General features: G+C 70.1%; 16 protein-coding genes and 1 pseudogene. 13 read left to right on the top strand and 4 right to left on the bottom strand.

From position 1 onward, the window contains the following. The 8 genes and pseudogenes from AB0F61_RS33605 to AB0F61_RS33570 form a co-directional block, all read left to right on the top strand. Window positions 1-247 (top strand): annotated as a pseudogene (locus AB0F61_RS33605) (hypothetical protein); the annotation flags it as partial. Window positions 248-480: 233 nt separating this feature from the next. After that, window positions 481-1,449 carry an ABC transporter permease gene (locus tag AB0F61_RS33600; RefSeq protein ID WP_357818265.1) on the top strand — a complete coding sequence of 323 codons (969 nt, stop codon included), beginning with the start codon at window positions 481-483 and terminating at the stop codon, window positions 1,447-1,449. A gap of 22 nt (window positions 1,450-1,471) precedes the next feature. Next, entirely contained in the window at window positions 1,472-2,476 is a 1,005-nt protein-coding gene (locus tag AB0F61_RS33595) for an ABC transporter substrate-binding protein (RefSeq protein WP_357818262.1), read from the top strand. A 4-nt stretch (window positions 2,477-2,480) separates the two neighbouring features. Continuing rightward, window positions 2,481-3,275 carry an ABC transporter ATP-binding protein gene (locus AB0F61_RS33590; protein ID WP_357818260.1) on the top strand — a complete coding sequence of 265 codons (795 nt, stop codon included), beginning with the start codon at window positions 2,481-2,483 and terminating at the stop codon, window positions 3,273-3,275. A gap of 38 nt (window positions 3,276-3,313) precedes the next feature. Beyond that, the gene (locus AB0F61_RS33585; protein ID WP_357818258.1) at window positions 3,314-4,465 is read left to right on the top strand and encodes a Gfo/Idh/MocA family oxidoreductase; all 1,152 of its coding nucleotides are present in this window, start codon (window positions 3,314-3,316) and stop codon (window positions 4,463-4,465) included. A 98-nt stretch (window positions 4,466-4,563) separates the two neighbouring features. After that, window positions 4,564-5,673, top strand: coding sequence for a dihydrodipicolinate synthase family protein (locus AB0F61_RS33580; protein ID WP_357818271.1), 1,110 nt, complete (start codon window positions 4,564-4,566; stop codon window positions 5,671-5,673). A 56-nt stretch (window positions 5,674-5,729) separates the two neighbouring features. After that, window positions 5,730-6,533, top strand: coding sequence for a sugar phosphate isomerase/epimerase family protein (locus tag AB0F61_RS33575; RefSeq protein ID WP_357818256.1), 804 nt, complete (start codon window positions 5,730-5,732; stop codon window positions 6,531-6,533). Then, entirely contained in the window at window positions 6,526-7,701 is a 1,176-nt protein-coding gene (locus AB0F61_RS33570; RefSeq protein WP_357818253.1) for a hypothetical protein, read from the top strand. The genes AB0F61_RS33575 and AB0F61_RS33570 overlap by 8 nt, the downstream gene beginning before the upstream one ends. A 92-nt stretch (window positions 7,702-7,793) precedes the next feature. Here the strand turns inward: AB0F61_RS33570 and AB0F61_RS33565 are convergent, their stop codons facing one another. Then, entirely contained in the window at window positions 7,794-8,138 is a 345-nt protein-coding gene (locus AB0F61_RS33565) for a cupin domain-containing protein (RefSeq protein WP_357818251.1), read from the bottom strand. 124 nt (window positions 8,139-8,262) lie between these two features. Beyond that, window positions 8,263-8,904: a TetR/AcrR family transcriptional regulator gene (locus tag AB0F61_RS33560; RefSeq protein WP_357818248.1), complete on the bottom strand. Its 642-nt coding sequence runs from the start codon at window positions 8,902-8,904 to the stop codon at window positions 8,263-8,265. Window positions 8,905-9,042: 138 nt separating this feature from the next. Between AB0F61_RS33560 and AB0F61_RS33555 the strand changes: the two genes are divergently transcribed. Next, window positions 9,043-9,777, top strand: a complete 735-nt coding sequence (locus AB0F61_RS33555; RefSeq protein ID WP_357818245.1) for an SDR family oxidoreductase — start codon at window positions 9,043-9,045, stop codon at window positions 9,775-9,777. 76 nt (window positions 9,778-9,853) lie between these two features. Next, window positions 9,854-10,477 (top strand): NAD(P)-binding domain-containing protein, encoded by a 624-nt coding sequence (locus tag AB0F61_RS33550; RefSeq protein WP_357818241.1) that lies wholly within the window; start codon window positions 9,854-9,856, stop codon window positions 10,475-10,477. Window positions 10,478-10,507: 30 nt separating this feature from the next. Here the strand turns inward: AB0F61_RS33550 and AB0F61_RS33545 are convergent, their stop codons facing one another. Then, window positions 10,508-11,233, bottom strand: coding sequence for a protein phosphatase 2C domain-containing protein (locus AB0F61_RS33545; RefSeq protein WP_357818238.1), 726 nt, complete (start codon window positions 11,231-11,233; stop codon window positions 10,508-10,510). Then, a complete protein-coding gene (locus tag AB0F61_RS33540; RefSeq protein ID WP_357818268.1) occupies window positions 11,230-12,030 on the bottom strand; it encodes a GntR family transcriptional regulator in 801 nt (266 codons plus the stop codon). The genes AB0F61_RS33545 and AB0F61_RS33540 overlap by 4 nt, the downstream gene beginning before the upstream one ends. A gap of 170 nt (window positions 12,031-12,200) precedes the next feature. On the opposite strand from AB0F61_RS33540, the gene AB0F61_RS33535 reads away from it, so the two are divergent. The 3 genes from AB0F61_RS33535 to AB0F61_RS33525 all read left to right on the top strand — a co-directional run bounded on the left by AB0F61_RS33535 (window position 12,201) and on the right by AB0F61_RS33525 (window position 16,914). Next, window positions 12,201-12,476, top strand: a complete 276-nt coding sequence (locus AB0F61_RS33535) for a hypothetical protein (RefSeq protein WP_357818235.1) — start codon at window positions 12,201-12,203, stop codon at window positions 12,474-12,476. Window positions 12,477-12,846: 370 nt separating this feature from the next. Next, window positions 12,847-15,924 carry a S8 family serine peptidase gene (locus tag AB0F61_RS33530; RefSeq protein ID WP_357818233.1) on the top strand — a complete coding sequence of 1,026 codons (3,078 nt, stop codon included), beginning with the start codon at window positions 12,847-12,849 and terminating at the stop codon, window positions 15,922-15,924. Between the two features lie 144 nt (window positions 15,925-16,068). Next, the gene (locus AB0F61_RS33525) at window positions 16,069-16,914 is read left to right on the top strand and encodes a hypothetical protein (RefSeq protein WP_357818230.1); all 846 of its coding nucleotides are present in this window, start codon (window positions 16,069-16,071) and stop codon (window positions 16,912-16,914) included. Window positions 16,915-17,107 lie beyond the last annotated feature (193 nt).

The following is a 17,107-nucleotide window of genomic DNA, read 5'->3' as shown; positions in this document are numbered from 1 at the left end:
CGCGGTGCACGCCGAACTGGACGTGGTCTTCCCGGTGCTGCACGGCCCGTTCGGCGAGGACGGTGTGGTGCAGGGGCTGCTGGAGTCACTGAACGACGGCGGCCTGGTGCGCGGCACGACGGCGGCCCGGGCGCGGCACGACGGCCACCCGCTTCGCGGCACGACGGCGGCCCGGTCCGCGGCACGACGGGCGGTCGGTGCCACGCTGCCGGTCCACGTCGGACGGCCCGTGCTCGACCGGCGCTGATCCACTCGGCTTCACTGAACTTGGGGCGTCGAAAGGCCGTTGATGGCCCGGTTTTCAGGAAGCCGAGTTGATCTCGAAGGCCGTCCGGCGGTACTGGCCCGGCAATCGACGAATAGATCGAGGAAAGGCCTTGCCCGGCGTGGGAGGGCCGCCTACGCTCCAGGAAAGCGTTTGCCTGATCCGCCGAACGGCCCGGTCCCTGGGTGCCGTGCCGGGCCCCGAGGAGGTTCCGCGTGACCGAGAACTCTCTGGACACCGCGGGCCGGCAGGCCGCCGCCGGGGTGGCGAGCGGTGATCCGACAGCCGCCTCCGGGTCCGCCGCCACGTCTGCTCCCGTCGACGACCGGCCTCCGTCCACGGTGGCTGGTCGACCGTCGGGCACCGGTGGCCGTCGACCTCGGCCGACACTCGGTCGCCGGGCGGTGACCTTCGCCGACTCGCTCTGGCGCCCGGCGCTGGTGCTCGCGGTCTTCTTCGCCGCCTGGTGGTTCGTGGCCGCCCGGGAGTATGTGCCGAACTACCTGGTGCCCACGCCCGGCCAGGTCTGGGCGACGATGACCGGCCAGTGGTCCGAGTTGGCCCGACACACGGTGGTCACCCTCTACGAGACGGTGCTCGGCTTCGTGCTGGCCGCCGCGTTGGGGTTGGCCACCGCTGTCGCCATCGCCTACTCGCGCACCCTGGACAAGGCGCTCTACCCGATCGTCCTCTTCGCGCAGGTCATCCCGAAGATCGCCATCGCGCCGCTGCTCGTGGTCTGGTTCGGCCTCGGTCTCACCCCGAAGATCATCCTGGCGGTGCTCATCGCGTTCTTCCCGGTGGTCATCTCCGGCGTGGCCGGGCTGCGCTCCACCGACCCGGAGCTGCTCGACCTGGCCGCCACCATGGGTGCCGGGCCGTGGCGCACCTTCCGCAAGATCCGCTTCCCGAACGCGTTGCCGCACCTGATGGCCGGCCTGAAGGTGGCCGTCACGCTCGCCGTGGTCGGCGCCGTGGTCGGCGAGTTCGTCGGCGCCAGCGAAGGGCTCGGCTACGTCCTGTTGCTCGCCAACGGCAACCTCGACGCCCCGCTGCTGTTCGCCGACCTGATCCTCATGTCCGCCATCGGCATCGTCCTGTTCGTCCTCGTCGAGATCGCCGAGGCACTGCTCATCCCGTGGCACGCCAGCCGCCGCGCCGGCGTGTCCCTCACCACCTCCTGACCGACCCCTCACGGAGGCACCGATGAAACGCACCGCCACCACCATCCTGGCCACCGCCGCCCTGCTCCTCGCCGCCACCGGCTGCGGCGGGGACGACCCCGCCAGCAAGACCGGCGCCGACGGCAGCAAGCAGGTCACCCTCACCCTCAACTGGGTCCCGTACGGCGAGCACGCGCCGTTCTACTACGGCCTGCAGAAGGGCTACTACTCCGCCGAGGGCATCGACCTGAAGATCCTGCCCGGCAACGGCTCCGGCAACACGGTCAAGCAGGTCGCGCAGAAGCAGACCGACTTCGGCTGGGCCGACAGCCCGGTGCTGCTCAAGTCGGTGGCCAGCGGGATGCCGGTGCGCAGCCTCGGCGCGTACCTGGAGAAGGGCCCCTCCTCTGTGGAGTTCTTCACCGAGGAGAACATCAAGACCCCGGCCGACCTCAAGGGCAAGACCGTCGGCGGCACCCCCGGCGACGCCCTCTACGCGACCTTCCCGGCCTGGCTGGAGAAGAACGGCCTCAAGAAGGACGACGTCAAGGTGGTGAACGTCGACGCCGCCGGCAAGATCGCCGCCCTGGCCGAGGGCAAGGTCGACGCCATCATGGGCTTCTTCCACGACCAGGCGCCCACCATCGAGAGCAAGACCGGCAAGAAGGTCGACGTGCTGCTCTTCGCCGACTACGGGATGAACCTGCTCGGCACGGGCCTGATCGCCAACACCCAGACCCTGCAGAAGGACCCGGAGTTGGTTCGCAAGTTCGTGAAGGCCACCCAGAAGTCCTGGGCCGACGCCGCCCGGGACCCGGCCGGCGCGGTGAGCGCGATGACGGCTCTGGCCGAGAACGAGCCGGCGCCCGAGGTGCTCACCAAGCAGCTCACGCTCAACATGCCGCTGATCGGCGCGGACGGCCCGCCCGGGGTGAACACCGAGGCCCAGTGGACCGAGACCATCGACCTGATGTCCCGCTACGCGGAGCTGAAGGACCCGGGCGCGCCGAACGCGTACTGGGACTCCTCGTACGCTGCCCAGGGGTGACCCGGTGACCGCCGCACCCACCGCCACCGGGACCGCCATCGGAATGTCCGGGGTGACCGTCCGGTTCACCACCCGGCGGTCGCAGACCACCGCGCTTGACGACGTGTCGCTGGACATCGAACCGGGGGAGTTCGTCACGATCGTCGGCCCGTCCGGCTGCGGCAAGTCCACCCTGCTGAAGATCGTCGCGGGGTTGGTCACGCCGACAAGCGGCACGGTGTCGCTGCTGCAACGCCCGGTACGCGGCCCGCAGAAGGACATCGGCTTCGTCTTCCAGAAGGCCGCGCTGCTGGAGTGGCGTGGCGCTCGGGCCAACATCCTGCTCCAGGCCGAGATGCGGGGCATGGACCGGGCGCAGGCGGCCCGCCGGGCGGATGAGCTGATCGAGATGACCGGGCTGACCGGCTTCGAGAAGGCGCTTCCCCACGAGCTGTCCGGCGGCATGCAGCAGCGGGTGGCGCTCTGCCGCGCGTTGCTGCACTCCCCGCCGGTGCTGCTGATGGACGAGCCGTTCGGCGCCCTGGACGCGCTGACCCGGGAGCAGATGAACGCCGAACTGCACCGGATCTGGCGCGAGACCGGCACCACTGTCGTGCTCGTCACCCACTCCATCGCCGAGGCGGTCTTCCTCGGCACCCGGGTCGTGGTGATGAGCGCCCGGCCCGGCCGGATCATCCGCATCTCCCCGGTCGAGTTGCCGGCGCACCGCGACTACGCGCAGGTGATGTCGGACTCTCGCTTCGACCGGCTCGCCACCGACCTGCGTGGGTTGCTCGGCAGCGCGGCCGCCAACCACTGAGCGCGGATCGGCACGACCAGCACGACGGAAGGAACACCATGACCCGCAGGTCGATCGGCATCATCGTCAACGGCGTGACCGGACGGATGGGCTACCGGCAGCACCTCGTCCGCTCGCTGCTGGCCATCCGCGAGGCCGGCGGTGTGACGACGGCCGACGGCACGACCATCTGGCCGGAACCGGTCCTGGTCGGGCGCAACGAGACGAAGCTCCGGGAACTAGCCGAACGGCACGGGCTCACCGACTGGACGACCGACCTGACCTCGGCGCTGGCCCGCGACGACGTCGAGATCTACTTCGACGCCCAGGTCACCCAGCAGCGGGAGAAGGCGATCCGGCAGGCCATCGAGGCCGGCAAGCACATCTACACGGAGAAGCCCCTCGCCGAGGACACCGCCGCCGCGCTCGACCTGGCCCGGGCGGCGGACGCGGCCGGCGTCCGCACCGGCGTCGTACAGGACAAGCTCTTCCTGCCCGGTCTGCGCAAACTCAAGCGCCTGATCGACGGCGGCTTCTTCGGCCGGATCCTGTCGGTGCGCGGCGAGTTCGGCTACTGGGTCTTCGAGGGCGACTGGCAACCCGCCCAGCGTCCGTCGTGGAACTACCGGGCCGAGGACGGCGGCGGCATCACCTCCGACATGTTCCCGCACTGGCACTACGTGCTGGAGGAGCTGTTCGGTCGGGTCGCCGCCGTCTCCTGCGTGACGGCCATCCACATTCCCGAGCGGGTCGACGAGGCCGGCCACGTGTATCAGGCCACCGCCGACGACGCCGCGTACGCCGTCTTCGAACTCGACGGCGGAATCATCGCGCAGATCAACTCGTCCTGGGGGGTGCGGGTGTACCGCGACGAGCTTGTGGAGTTCCAGGTCGACGGCACCGAGGGCAGCGCGGTGGCCGGGTTGCGCAACTGCCGGGTGCAGCACCGGGCGGTCACCCCGAAGCCGGTGTGGAACCCGGACCTGCCCGCCACCGAGGACTTCCGGGCCCAGTGGGTCGAGGTGCCCGACAACGAGGAGTTCGACAACGGCTTCAAGGTGCAGTGGGAGGCGTACCTGCGGCACGTCGTGGCCGGTGAGCCGTTCCGGTGGGACTTCCTGGCCGGCGCCCGTGGCGTCCAGCTCGCCGAGTTGGGGCTGCGCTCGGCCCGCGAGGGCTGCCGCGTCGAGGTGCCGGAGCTGCAGCGGTGAGCGCGAGGAGTGAGCCGGGTTTGCGAGCCCCGCAGTCGCGAACGGAAGGTGGCTCGGCGAGCGTCGAGGTGGTGCTGCCGGGCGGGCGACGGCACCGGCTGGCCGGGGGGAGCGGCTTCGCCCGGCCGGACGCGCCGGCGAGCGGCCGGATCGCGTACGCCGCGGCGCACGTGGTCGCCGACCCGTTCGCGGAGAACGTGCCGGGTGCCCCGGCGGCGGTGGACTGGGACACCACGCTCGCGTTCCGGCGGCACCTGTGGTCGTACGGGCTGGGGGTCGCCGAGGCGATGGACACCGCCCAGCGGGGGATGGGGCTTGACTATCCGGCCACCCGGGAGCTGATCCGTCGCAGCGCCGCCGAGGCCCGCGCGGTGGGCGGGCGGATCGTCGCCGGTGTCGGCACGGACCAGCTACCACCCGGTGCGGCCACGCTGGCGGCGGTCACCGCCGCGTACACCGAGCAGCTCGGCGACGTCCGCGCGGCCGGCGCGCGGCCGGTGTTGATGTGCAGCCGGCACCTGGCCGCCGCGGCCCGCGGCCCGGAGGACTACCTGCGGGTGTACGACGAGCTGCTGACCGCCGCCGACGAGCCGGTGGTGCTGCACTGGCTGGGTCCGATGTTCGACCCGGCGTTGACCGGTTACTGGGGTGCGGTCGACCTGGACGTGGCCGCCGACACGGTCACCGAGCTGATCAAGGCACACGAGTCCAAGGTGGACGGCATCAAGGTGTCACTGCTGGACGCCGGCCGGGAGGTCGCGCTGCGCCGCAGGTTGCCCGCCGGTGTGCGCCTCTACACCGGTGACGACTTCCACTACCCGGAGCTGATCCGGGGTGACGAGACGGGTCACTCGGACGCGCTGCTCGGGGTGTTCGCGGCCATCGCTCCGGCCGCCGCCGCTGCGCTGGCCGCCCTGGACCGGGGAGACCTGAGCGCGTACGACGAGATCTTCGCGCCGACGGTGCCGCTGGCCCGGCACCTGTTCGCGGCCCCGACCTGGCACTACAAGACGGGGATCGTGTTCCTGGCCTGGCTGGCCGGCCACCAGGACCACTTCACCATGGTCGGTGGCGCGCAGTCCGGCCGGTCCCCGGCGCACCTGGCGACCCTGCTCGTCCTGGCCGACAGGGCGGGGTTGCTGCCGGACGCCGACCTGGCCGCCTCCCGGGCGCGCGCGTTCTTCACGGTGGCGGGAGTGGCCCAGTGAGCGCGAGGAGTGAGCCGGTTTTGCGAGCCCCGCAGTCGCGAGCGGAGAGCAGCGCAGTGAGCCTCGCGCGGTTCTCGTTCAACCAGGCCACCGCCCAGCGCTGGCCACTGCCCGACGTGGTGGCCGGTTGCGTGGCCGCCGGGGTGCCGGGCATCGGGCTGTGGCGCGAGCCGGTCGCGGAGCACGGGTTGGCCCGGTCGGCGAAGCTGGTTCGCGACGCCGGCCTCACCGTCACCTCGTTGTGCCGGGGCGGGTTCTTCTCCGCCGACGACTGGCGGGCGGAGAATCTGCGGGCCATCGAGGAGGCCGCCACGCTTGGCGCCCCCGAGCTGGTGCTGGTCTCCGGTGGGCTGCCACCGGGCAGCCGGGACATCGACGGCGCCCGGCGGCGGGTCGCGGACGCGATCGCTGAGCTGGCCCCGCAGGCCGAGGCCGCCGGCGTACGCCTGGCGATCGAGCCGCTGCACCCGATGTTCGCCGCCGACCGCTGCGTGATCGCCACCCTCGGTCAGGCGCTTGACATCGCCGAGCGTTTCGACCCGACGGTGGTCGGCGTGGTCGTGGACGCGTACCACGTCTGGTGGGACGACACGGTGTACGCGCAGATCGAGCGGGCCGGCCCGTGGATCGCCGCGTTCCAGGTCTGCGACTGGGTGACGCCGCTGCCGGAGGGGGTGCTGCTCGGCCGGGCGCTGCCCGGGGACGGCTGCATCGAGCTGCGTCGGCTGCGTGCGGCGGTGGACGCGGCCGGGTACGCCGGCCCGATCGAGGTGGAGGTCTTCTCCGCCGAGGTGTGGGCGCGGCCGGGCGCGGAGGTGCTGGACGCGGCGATCACCGGCTACCTGCGCCACGTTGTCTGAGACTGTCGAGCGGCGGTGGCCGGCGGCGGTCGGCGCGTGGCTGGGCATCGGAACCGCGCCGGCCACGCTGGTGCTCGGCGCGGCGATGGCGGCCCGGCACGGCGGCGCGGTGCCGGTGGCCGGGTTGGTGCTCGGTGGGGCGTTGATGGCGGCGCTGCTCTGGGGCCAGGGCCGGATCGGTCTGCGCCGGCCACTCGGTGACGGCGGGACGTTGACCGCGGTGCTGCCCGCGTACCTGGGGAACACCTCGCGCCTGTTGCTGGCGGCGGTGCTTACCCTGTCGATGGTCGGCTGGAACGGGTTCAACGTCGGGCTCGGCGGCGCGTCCCTGGCCGCGTTGACACACCTGCCGGGCTGGGCCGGGCCGGTTCTGCTGGAGGTGGCGGTGCTCGCCGTCTCCTGGGGGCCGGCCCGGCTCGGCAACCGGGTCGCGGTGTTCACCACGCTGAGCGCGGTGGTGCTTGTCGGGTGGTGCCTGACCGTGCTGCCGCCGCCCGGCTCGCCGGTCCGTCTCGCCGCCGGTGGTGCAGGCGACGCCGCCGCGCTGATCGGGTACGCGGCGGTGTTCGCGCTGCGCGCGCCGGACTTCAGCGTCGGCCTGGCCCGGCGGCGGGACCTGGCCTGGTGCGTGGGGTTGCTGATCGGCCCGGCGCTGCTCGGTGTGCTGGCCGGTGCCGGCCTGTGGCTGCGCACCGGCTCGGCGGACGTGGTCGCGCTGCTCGCCGCCGGGTCGGGGCTGGCGGCGTACGCGAATCTGTTCGTCGCGGTGGCGGTCTTCGCCGCGGCGCTGACCACCACGTACTCCGGTGCGTTGGCGATGCGTGGCCTGCTGCCGCGGGTGCCGGCCCCGGTGTCGATGCTCGTCGTCGCGGTGCTCGGCGGAGTGCTGGCGGTGGCGCGTTTCGACCGCCTGGTGCTGCCCTGGTTGACGGTGCTGGCCGCCGCGCTGCCGGTGCTTGTGGTGCCGATGGCGACCGAGGCCGCCGCGCGGCGGCGCGGTCGTGCGCCCCGGACCGTGCCCGCCTGGTGCTGGGTGCCGCCGGCGGTGCTCGCGGTGGCCTGCACCCTCGCCGGGGTCGGCGTCGCGCCGCTGCTCGGGCTGGCCCTGGCCGGGGCGTGCACAGTGCTCTGGCGCCGGCGGGGAGCCGTGGCCCTTGGCGGCACCTAGCGTGGCCAGACTGCCCGCTGCGGGACCGCCGACGGAACAGTTTCCGACGGTGGCCTGACGCACCTCAAGGTGCCCGTGCCGGCATGTCTGCCCTACTCGACCCGCTGATCCGGAGCGCGCGAGCCGTACGCCGGGCCGAACACCACAAGCAGCGCCAGGTCCTCGGTGATCTCGTCGAACCGGTGCTCCTCGCCGGCCGGCACGAAGATCACCGAACCCGGGCCCACCTCGGCCGCGCCGTCCGGGGTCACGATCCGGGCCCGACCCGCGGTGACCACGTAGATCTCGTCCTCGGTGTGCGGGCTCTGGTCGTCACGACCGCCCGCCGGGATGCAGTACGTGCCCACCGACAGGTCCGGCACTCTCAGCTGTTCGACCCAGTCGTTGGCGGCCCCGGTGGGTGCGGTCCACCGGCCCGCGCCTTCGATGATCAGCATTTCGGAAGCCTAGTGCGACAACGGCAGTAGGCCACCCGTCGCTCCAGCCCGAGTCCCGGCAGCTACCGCTCCGGCCGCGCCGAACTCGACGGCGTCTGCCGGCGGACGAGGCGTGATCGGGCCGTCATGTGCCTCCCACCGGAACGGGAGCAGGCCCGGTAGTTCCGCTGTCGTCGCTGGGCTGCCGAGGAGATGACGCGGGGATGGCGTTGTCGATGAGGATGGCGGCGATGGCGGCGGCGGTGGGGAAGGATTCGCTGTTGAGGACTCGGGTGCGGGCCGAGGCTCCGTCGATGAGCAGCGCCAGTTGTTCGCCGAGTTGTTCGGGGTTCGTGGCACCGGCTTCGCGGGCGGTTTCGGTGAGCCGCGCGGCGATGGCGATCTTGTAGTCGCGTGCGTACCGGGATGCGGGGTGTTGGGGGTCGTGTAGTTCGACGGCCGCCGCGATGTAGGGGCACAGGGGCGTGGACGCGGGCATCTCGAAGGCGGCGAGGAGTCGTTCGCGGGGTGTGAGGTCGGTGCGGTCGAACACTCCGGGCATGACGTCGGGATCGAATCGGCGCAGGTATTCGGCGACGAGTTCGTCCTTGCTGGTGAAGTGCTGGTAGGCGGTGCGCTTGGACACCTGGGCCACGGCGCAGAGCTGGTCCATGCCGGTGCGGTTGATGCCGTGATCGCGGAAGAGCTGCTGTGACGCGCTGAGGATGCGCTCGCGTGCGCCCCTGCCCCGGCGCCGGCCCTGGGGGCCCTTCTCCAACTCCGTCATCCCCCCAGTATAGACCGGTTGGTACCGATCGGTGTACGTAGCTTGCGCCCGGACCGACTGCCGGCTAGGTTACGTACACAGCTCGGTGTAGTTAAGAGCCGAACTGCTTCGGATGCCCCTCAATTCAACGGAGTGATCGTGGGAAAGCTCGATGGCAAGGTAGCGGTGATCACCGGCGGATCCACCGGCATGGCACTGGCCGGCGCCAAACTGTTCGTCGAGGAAGGAGCCCACGTCTTCATCCAGGCCCGGCGGCAGGAAGCACTCGACGACGCCGTCAAGCTGATCGGCCGCAAGGTCACCGCCGTCCAGGGTGACGCGGCGGACCTGGACGACCTGGACCGCCTGTACGACACCGTCAAGCGGGAAAAGGGCTCGATCGACGTGCTCTGGGCCAGCGCCGGGATGGGCGAACCCGCCGTCCTCGGCGAGATCACCGAGGAGCAGTTCCACAGCGCCTTCTGGCTCAACGCGCGCGGCACCCTGTTCACCGTGCAGAAGGCACTGCCGCTGATCAACGACAACGGCTCGATCTTCATGACCGGCTCCAACGCCTTCCTCGGCGCCTTCCCCGGCTGGAGCCTCTACGCGGGAAGCAAGGCCGTCCAGCAGGCCTGGGCCCGCGTCTGGCTCAACGAACTGCGCGACCGCAAGATCCGGGTCAACGTCCTGACTCCCGGCCAGGTCGCCACCGCCAAACAGGAAGAACTGTTCGACGAGGCGACCAGGGCCGCATTCGAGTCCCTCATCCCCCGCGGAAAGATGGGCCGCCCCGAGGAAATCGCCTCCGTCGCCCTGTTCCTCGCCTCCGACGACTCCAGCTACGTCAACGGCCTGGAACTGGTCGCCGACGGCGGCACCACCGCCATCTGAGCCACGCCGCACTCCTCCGGCTGCTGATCGAAGGCTCGGCGGTCAACGGGATCGAGACAGGAAGAGGGAACACCTCATGAGCAGCATCACCCTCATCGGTACGGGGAACATGGCCCGTACCATCGGCACGCTCGCGGTGGCGGGCGGCAACACCGTCGAGGTCATGGGACGCGATCGGTCCAAGGCCGACGACCTGGCCAAGGCTCTGGGCGGTGGCGCGACGACGGGCAGGTGGGGCGCCGTCCCGGCCGGGGACATCGTCATCACGGCCCTGTTGTACGACGCTGTCGTTCCCGTCGTCGCCACGTACGGAGACGCCCTCGCAGGCAAGGTCATCGTCGACATCAGCAACCCCTTCAACGCCACGTTCGACGGGCTGGCCCACAGCGACGAGACCTCGATCGCGCAGGAAGTCGCAAAGGTGGCGCCGGCGAGCGCCAGCGTGGTGAAGGCATTCAACACCATCTTCCGTGGTGTCCTGGAGAAGGGCCGGCCCAACGTCTTCATCGCCGGCGATGATGCGCAGGCCAAGGCGGGCGTGGCGGCATTCATCGAGAGCCTCGGGCTGCGCCCGTTGGACGTCGGCGGTCTGAAAATGGCGCACTGGCTGGAAGGAATGGGCGTGGTCACGGTGGGCCTGGCCGGCAACGGGGTTGGCCACTGGGACTTCGCCCTCGGCGTCGACGAATTCACCGGCTGAGCCACCGGGGTTGTGTCGGGCGGGGGAGCGTTAGCGCCGGGGCACGTCGATGACGATTACCGTGACGTTGTCGTGCCCGCCCAGGTCGAGTGCCAAGGCCACGAGTTGGTCGGCGATATCCCCTGGGGTGCCGTCGGAGTCGAGCGCAACTCGTATCTGCTCGTGCGGCACGTACGAACTCAGTCCGTCAGAGCACAACAGGACTCGGTCGCCGGGCTGGAGTTGGAGAGGCGTCAGGTCCGCCGACCGGCCGTCGTCCCGGCCGTCGAGGAAGCGGGCCAGCTTCTCGGGGAGGTTCGGCACCTCCTCGGCGCCGGCGACGAGGTGTTCGTAGGTGTGATCCTCAGTGATCGGGACCATGGCGTTGTCGTGGGAGCCGCGGCGTCGGATCAGGTAGGCGCGGGAGTCCCCGACGTTCGCCACGACCGCGTGACTGCCGGACCGCAGCAGAGCGACAAACGTGGTTCCCATCCCAGCCAGCTTCGGGTCCTCACGGACTTTTCGGCGCAACGCCTCGCTCGCGTCGTTGATGGCCCGTCCCAGGACGTCAGCAAGATCCTCCGGATCTACCGGACGGTCGTACGCCTTCGCGGCAGCGATGGCTGTGCTGCTCGCGATGTCACCGGCGACGTGGCCACCGAGGCCGTCTGCAACGACGTAGAGAAACCGCCCCTGGCTGTGGGAGTCCTCGTTCCGTTTGCGGACGAGGCCCTGGTGTGTCCGGCTGGCGGCTTCGAAGGTGAGGGCCACGGTCATGACCCATTCGTCGATCCGGTGTCGGGCCACGGCTCCTTGGCGTTCGAGTCGCGGTGCAAGACGTGGACCGTTTCGACTCGGTCGCTCGCCACGACGTACTCGGTCACCTCGACAGGCTTCTTGTCGCCTCCCGAGGTGCCGACGCGCACGATCTCCAGTACGGGCAGGTTGGTGGGGATCTCCAAGAGGGCTGCCTCGCTTTTGCTGGGCATCCGGGCGCGATGAATCTCCATCCAACCAATGGGCCAGTGTCCAGCGTTCTCGATGTGATGCAACCACTCGCCTGCTGCCGGGTTCGCGTCCAGGTCGGCGACGATGTCGGCGACGCGTGGGTGGATCCACGAGATGTTGATCTGGAATGGGGCTTCGGACGCTGGTCCGGTTACCCGAAACCGACGAAGCACTTCAGTGCCGGGCTCCACTCCAAGAAGCTTGGCGATGCGGGGATCGTCCAGTGTGGCCGGCGCGCTGACGGCTTTGCCGTGGCGAACCCAAACCTCCTGGCTGCTTGCTGAAGGGAACGAGTATCCGGTCGCTTGCTCGTTGCGCTTGACCAGGTCGCCGCGGGGCCGACGTGGGCGCATCGTGCCGTATCGAACGGCAATGCCCCGCCCCTGGACGGCCCACACGTAGCCCTCTGTCTCCAGCAGGGCAATGGCCCGCCCGATGGTGTCGCGGTTTGCGTCGTACGCGGCGGCGAGATCGTTGAGGGTCGGGAGCCGCGCTCCCGGCTCCCATTCTCCGGCCTCGATCCGCTCTCGAATCATGGACGCGATGTTCAGGTAGCGCGAGTGCACCGGCACGTCCACACCCTTCCCGGTTGTCCCGTGACGATCCTTGACTCCGTGTCAGATTGTCCCCACACTATCTCGCATAGATTGTCCCAAGACAATCCGGCTTCGAGGAGGCCTGAGAGCCGGCTACCCGTCGGGACCGGCGTATCGGGGTGCCTCAAGAGGAGGCGTACGTGACTGAGAATTGTGGCGAGCCAGAAGAGCTGCGGCCCGCGAGCAAGCTGCCGACACCTGAGATCCCGACGGTTGTCGTGGCGGAAGTGCCGCAGGTCTTCGTTCTCATCAGGGACGAGGAGGTTGTCGGCTACCTCTTCGACCTGCCATCCGGAACAGTTGCCATCCTCGATGGCGCGCGGGAAATCTTCCGATCGGACTGTCTGGAAGACTTCACCAGATTCTTCGGCCCCCTGCTGGATCTGAACATCGCGAGGATCAGGCAAGACTTCTGAACGAGCGACTCGGTCCCTGACGCAGGCAGGGCTATCCACTGCGTACTCTCGGGTCCCGCTCTCGGTCGTGCGGGTGGCGGCGTAGCTGACGCAGCCGTCAGCGCCCCGGGGTGACGGTCAGGGTAGGTCGTTGCCCATGGTGCCACCGATCGCGCCGACGAGGGCTCGCCGGGGTGTCCACCCTGCTCAGGCGGCATCGGGGAAAACATGATCTAGGCGTGGCCGACGGAACGTGATCTTATACGCACCAGCGATCCGTAACACCGCGCAAACCGCCGATTAACCGTCGGCGGCTTAGGTGGGGGAGCGCTCCCATGAGCGGATCGTGGTCGAGGAACAGCTCCACAAGGGAGCCATCGAAAGGAGCCTCGTGGCTACAGGCACGAGCGGAAACAGGCTGCGACGACTAGCGATACCGACACTTGTCGTCGCCCTGATCACCGGCACCACCGGGGTTGCGGCGTCGGCGGCCCCCGGCGGGGCATCGGGCAACGGCAGCGGCACCACCGGTTACTTCACCGCCGGGCACGACAAGCGGGTCACCCTGACCGACGGGGCCGATCGCCGACCCGACGGCCGGAACGCGGCCAGCCAGCGGGCCACGACGGACGCGACCGGTTCGGGCATGTACGTCGTCGAGCTGGCCGAGGACCCGCTGACCGCGTACGCCGGCGGTGTGTCCGGCCTGGCGCGGACCCGTCCGGAGGCGGGCACCCGACTGGACGTGACGTCGGCGCCGTCGCGGGCCTACCGCGGACACCTGGACGCGCAGCGCAAGGCCGTCGCTGCCGCCGCCGGGGTCACCGTCAACGCGGCGTACACCACTGCCTTCAACGGGTTCTCCGCGAAGCTGACCGCCGAGCAGGTGACCACCCTGCGGGCGGACAAGCGCGTCCGCGCGGTGACCGCCTCGCGGGCCCTCGGCACCAGGACGCCGCCGCCCACCGCGCCGACCCCCGCCGCACCGGCACCCGGCGCTCCGGCCGAGACCGCCCCGGCCACGCCGGAGCAGGACCCGGCGCAAGCTCCCTCCGGCAAGCCGGTCAAGCCCGGCCCCGGCACGGGCGCGGGCATGGTGATCGGCGTCCTGGACACCGGCATCTGGCCGGAGAGCGCGTCGTTCGCCAAGAAGATGCCGGCACCCGCGACCTGGCACGGCACCTGCCAGACCGGTGTCGCCTTCGTGGCCGAGCACTGCAACGGCAAGATCGTCGGCGCCCGGTACTTCGCCGACACGTGGCTGGCGGGCGGCGGCTCGGTGCCCGAGGGTGAGGTGTTGTCTCCCCGCGACATGGCCGGGCACGGCACGCACACGGCGTCCACGGCGGCCGGTCTGCCGATCCCGAACGTCACGATCGACGGTCGGCGCTTCGGTCCCGTCTCCGGCGTGGCGCCGGACGCCCAGATCGCCGTCTACAAGGTGCTCTGGGGCGGCATGGGCTTCGACGCCGACATCATCGCCGGCATCGACGCGGCCGTCGCCGACGGGGTGCAGGTCCTGAACTTCTCGATCGGCAGCGACCTCGGCGACTGGGAGGCCAACACCCCCATCGGCATCGCCTTCCTCAACGCCACCCTGGCCGGAGTCTTCGTGGCGGCCTCGGCCGGCAACACCGGCATCGTGAGCGGCGCCATCAGCAACGCGGCACCGTGGGTGACCACGGTCGGCGCGGCGGTGACGAACCTCGACGAGGCCACCGTCAAGCTGGGCGACGGCACCAAGCTCGTGGGCGGCTCGCTTGACGCACTGCCCGGTGGCGATCTACGGCCGATGGTCTTCGGCGAGCAGGCCGGGTCACCGGACCTGGGTGCGGTCTACTGCGAACCGGGCAGCCTCGACCCGGCCAAGATCAAGGGCAAGGTGGTCGCCTGCGCGCTGTCCGACATGTTCGGCTCGGCCGCCGAGATCAAGGCCAAGGGCGGCGCGGCGATGGTGGTGTTCGAGCCGGTCGGCAACTACCGGATCAACTCGATCTTCAACTTCCCGGTCGTCTACCTGCCGACCGAGAAGCAGGCAGGCACGCTGTTCAACTACCTGATGCGCCACCCCACCGACGCGAAGGTGTCTCTGCGCACCGGCGGTGACGGCTCCAGCGTCCCCGGCGTGCCCAGCGTCGCGGACTTCTCCTCCACCGGCCCGGACAAGGTGACCCTCGGCGTCCTCAAGCCGGACCTGGTCGCGCCGGGTGCGGACATCATCGCCGCGGTCTCGCCGGCGGGCAACTTCGGGCGGCAGTACGACGCGTACTCGGGCACCTCGATGGCCTCGCCGTACGTGGCCGGCGCGGCGGCGGTGCTGCGTGCCGCGCACCCGACCTGGTCGCCGGGCGCGGTCGCCTCCGCGCTGCGGACCACCGCCACCGACACGGTCGGCACCAGCAGCCCCCTCGACCAGGGCAGCGGTTTCATCAACCTGGCCGGGGCCACCGACCCCGGACTGGTCATCGAGCCCACCGCGGCGGACCTGGTCGCCTTCAGCGAGACGGCCGTGCCGGACGGCAAGGAGCTCAACCTGCCGGCCATCTCGTTGCGCGAGTACGACGGGACCCGCCCGGTGACGCTCACCCGCACCCTGACCAACGTGGGCAAGGAGCGGGAGACCTACCGCTCGTCGGTGTCCGGGTTGGACGGCATGAAGGTCACCGTGACCCCGGCGTCGGTGACGCTGGCGCCCGGCAAGTCCGCGACCGTGACCATCACGCTGCGCCGCGGCAGCGCGCCCTGGGATCGGTACGTGACCGGTTCGATCGGCTGGCGCGGCAAGGCCCACAGCGCCCGCATCCCGGTCGCCGCCCGGCCGTGGGGAATCATGCCCCGGCCGTACGGTGACGACGGTGAGGAGTTCGGCCGGATGACAAGCGGTGTTTCCGGCTCGATCCAGCCCGGCTTCACCGGACCGCTCGCCGGTCGCAGCACCGGTTACACGCCGATGCAGCGCGCGTCGTACTCGATTCCGGCCGGTGTCTACGGCGGCGTGTTCGACCCGGACGCCAGCGGGGTGAAGAAGTTCGACTTCACCGTGCCGGCGAACAGCGCCGGCATCATCGTGGAAGCCAACACCGACGACCCGAACACGAACCTGGACCTCTACCTGTACAAGGGCGACAAGCTCATCTACAGCAGTGACAGGTTCTGGACCAGCGCGGAGCAGGCGTACAAGTTCCTGCCCGAGGCGGGGCACTACACCGCGTACGTGTTCGCCCAGTTCCCCGGTGCCCCGGTCGTCGACTTCCAGTTCGGTCACGCCATCATCGGCCAGAACGCGAAGTACTCGGGTGCCACGCTGACGCTTCCCCGCACGGTCGAGCGCGGCTCGACGCAGGGGTTCACGCTGAAGCCGAACAAGCCGCTGCCCGAGGGCGACTTCTGGTCGTACACCGAGTACAGCACCAACGGCACTGCCATCCCTGGCAACCTCGTCTACACCCAGCAGAGCGCCTGGGAGTAGTGGCTAGCTGAGCGTGGGGTGGTGCCGAGCGCACCACCCCACGCTCATCCGGCGACCGCACAACCTCGTGGAGATCGGCGGACTTGCCATGGAGCTTCGATGTCATCCGGGTCTTCGCCTGACGACGAGGGATATCGTTCCGCCGTGCACATACGCCGGACGCCACGCAACGGGTGGTCACGCGATCAGCGTCGCGTAGCAATCGCGGTGTTGCTGTCAGCCGCGCTTGTCGAAATCCGGGCTTTGGCATCGAGGCCCGACAGCTCGAAGCATCCAGACGGGCACCTCGCCGAGATCAGGCTCATCGCCGACGTCTGCCACAACCTGCCCGGCGCCGACCAACCCCGGCCGGCCGGCGAGTACGACGCGCTCGTCTACACATGGCAGACCGCCAACGACTTCCAGCGCTCCTGGCTGTGTAAGCGCTTCGCCCACGCGGGTATCGACACCGCGTTTCTGGAACAAGCACCGCAGCTCCCGGGGCCCGCGACCGCACCCGACACGCGGCCCGGCTGGAAGCACTGGCAGTTACCCCGCGATCCGCAGACGTTCCTCGCGGTCGACTCGACCACCCTCGCCAACCTCGTGCGCCAAGCCCGCACAGTCGATCGCCACGACCCCACATACCGGCCAGCACGCGCGGCTTTCATCGAATGGTTCCTCAGCCATCTCCACCCGCAGGGGCGACACATCCTCCGTCCCAGCCGCCAGGGGGAGACGCTGTTTCAGCCCGACGGTCCAAACGATCTTCGTCAGTACCGGGCCCTGGTGACCATGAACGACGGAACCCTCATCGTCGACCACCCTCGCCTCCGTGCAACGGACATCGCAGCGTTGCCCACCAACCTCCACCTACTGCGTCGCCTGCAACTCGCGGCCGTTCCGCGTCGTCGACGGGAACTCGATGTTGGCCTCTGGGCGCGTCAGCATCGCGCCACGCACCCCGACTGCCGAGGCTGGGCCGTAGTCGACACGTCAACCGACGGGTGACGCCACCACACGTCATCGACAGCGCCGACCGCCCTGACGACGGGGCGGCGTGGCAGCAGTGGTTCCAGTGCCGCAACCTTTGACGGGCCCGGTCAGCCCGGTCTACGAGTCGTCTCGGCCCTGCCAGGTCGTCACACAAGCCTCGTTGCCCTCGATATCGGCGAGAACCCAGAAGGCCGGAGCGTGGGACGCG

The sequence above is a fragment of the Micromonospora sp. NPDC023888 genome (assembly GCF_040639415.1).
GTDB lineage: Bacteria > Actinomycetota > Actinomycetes > Mycobacteriales > Micromonosporaceae > Micromonospora.
The sequence above is the reverse complement of the archived record's forward strand: the minus strand, read 5'-3'. Positions and strand labels throughout refer to the sequence as shown.

Coding starts and splice junctions, on each gene's coding strand:
- AB0F61_RS33595 (WP_357818262.1), top strand. CDS start 1,472: ATGAAACGCACCGCCACCACCATCCTGGCCACCGCCGCCCTGCTCCTC.
- AB0F61_RS33550 (WP_357818241.1), top strand. CDS start 9,854: ATGAGCAGCATCACCCTCATCGGTACGGGGAACATGGCCCGTACCATC.
- AB0F61_RS33565 (WP_357818251.1), bottom strand. CDS start 8,138: ATGCTGATCATCGAAGGCGCGGGCCGGTGGACCGCACCCACCGGGGCC.
- AB0F61_RS33560 (WP_357818248.1), bottom strand. CDS start 8,904: ATGACGGAGTTGGAGAAGGGCCCCCAGGGCCGGCGCCGGGGCAGGGGC.
- AB0F61_RS33545 (WP_357818238.1), bottom strand. CDS start 11,233: ATGACCGTGGCCCTCACCTTCGAAGCCGCCAGCCGGACACACCAGGGC.
- AB0F61_RS33585 (WP_357818258.1), top strand. CDS start 3,314: ATGACCCGCAGGTCGATCGGCATCATCGTCAACGGCGTGACCGGACGG.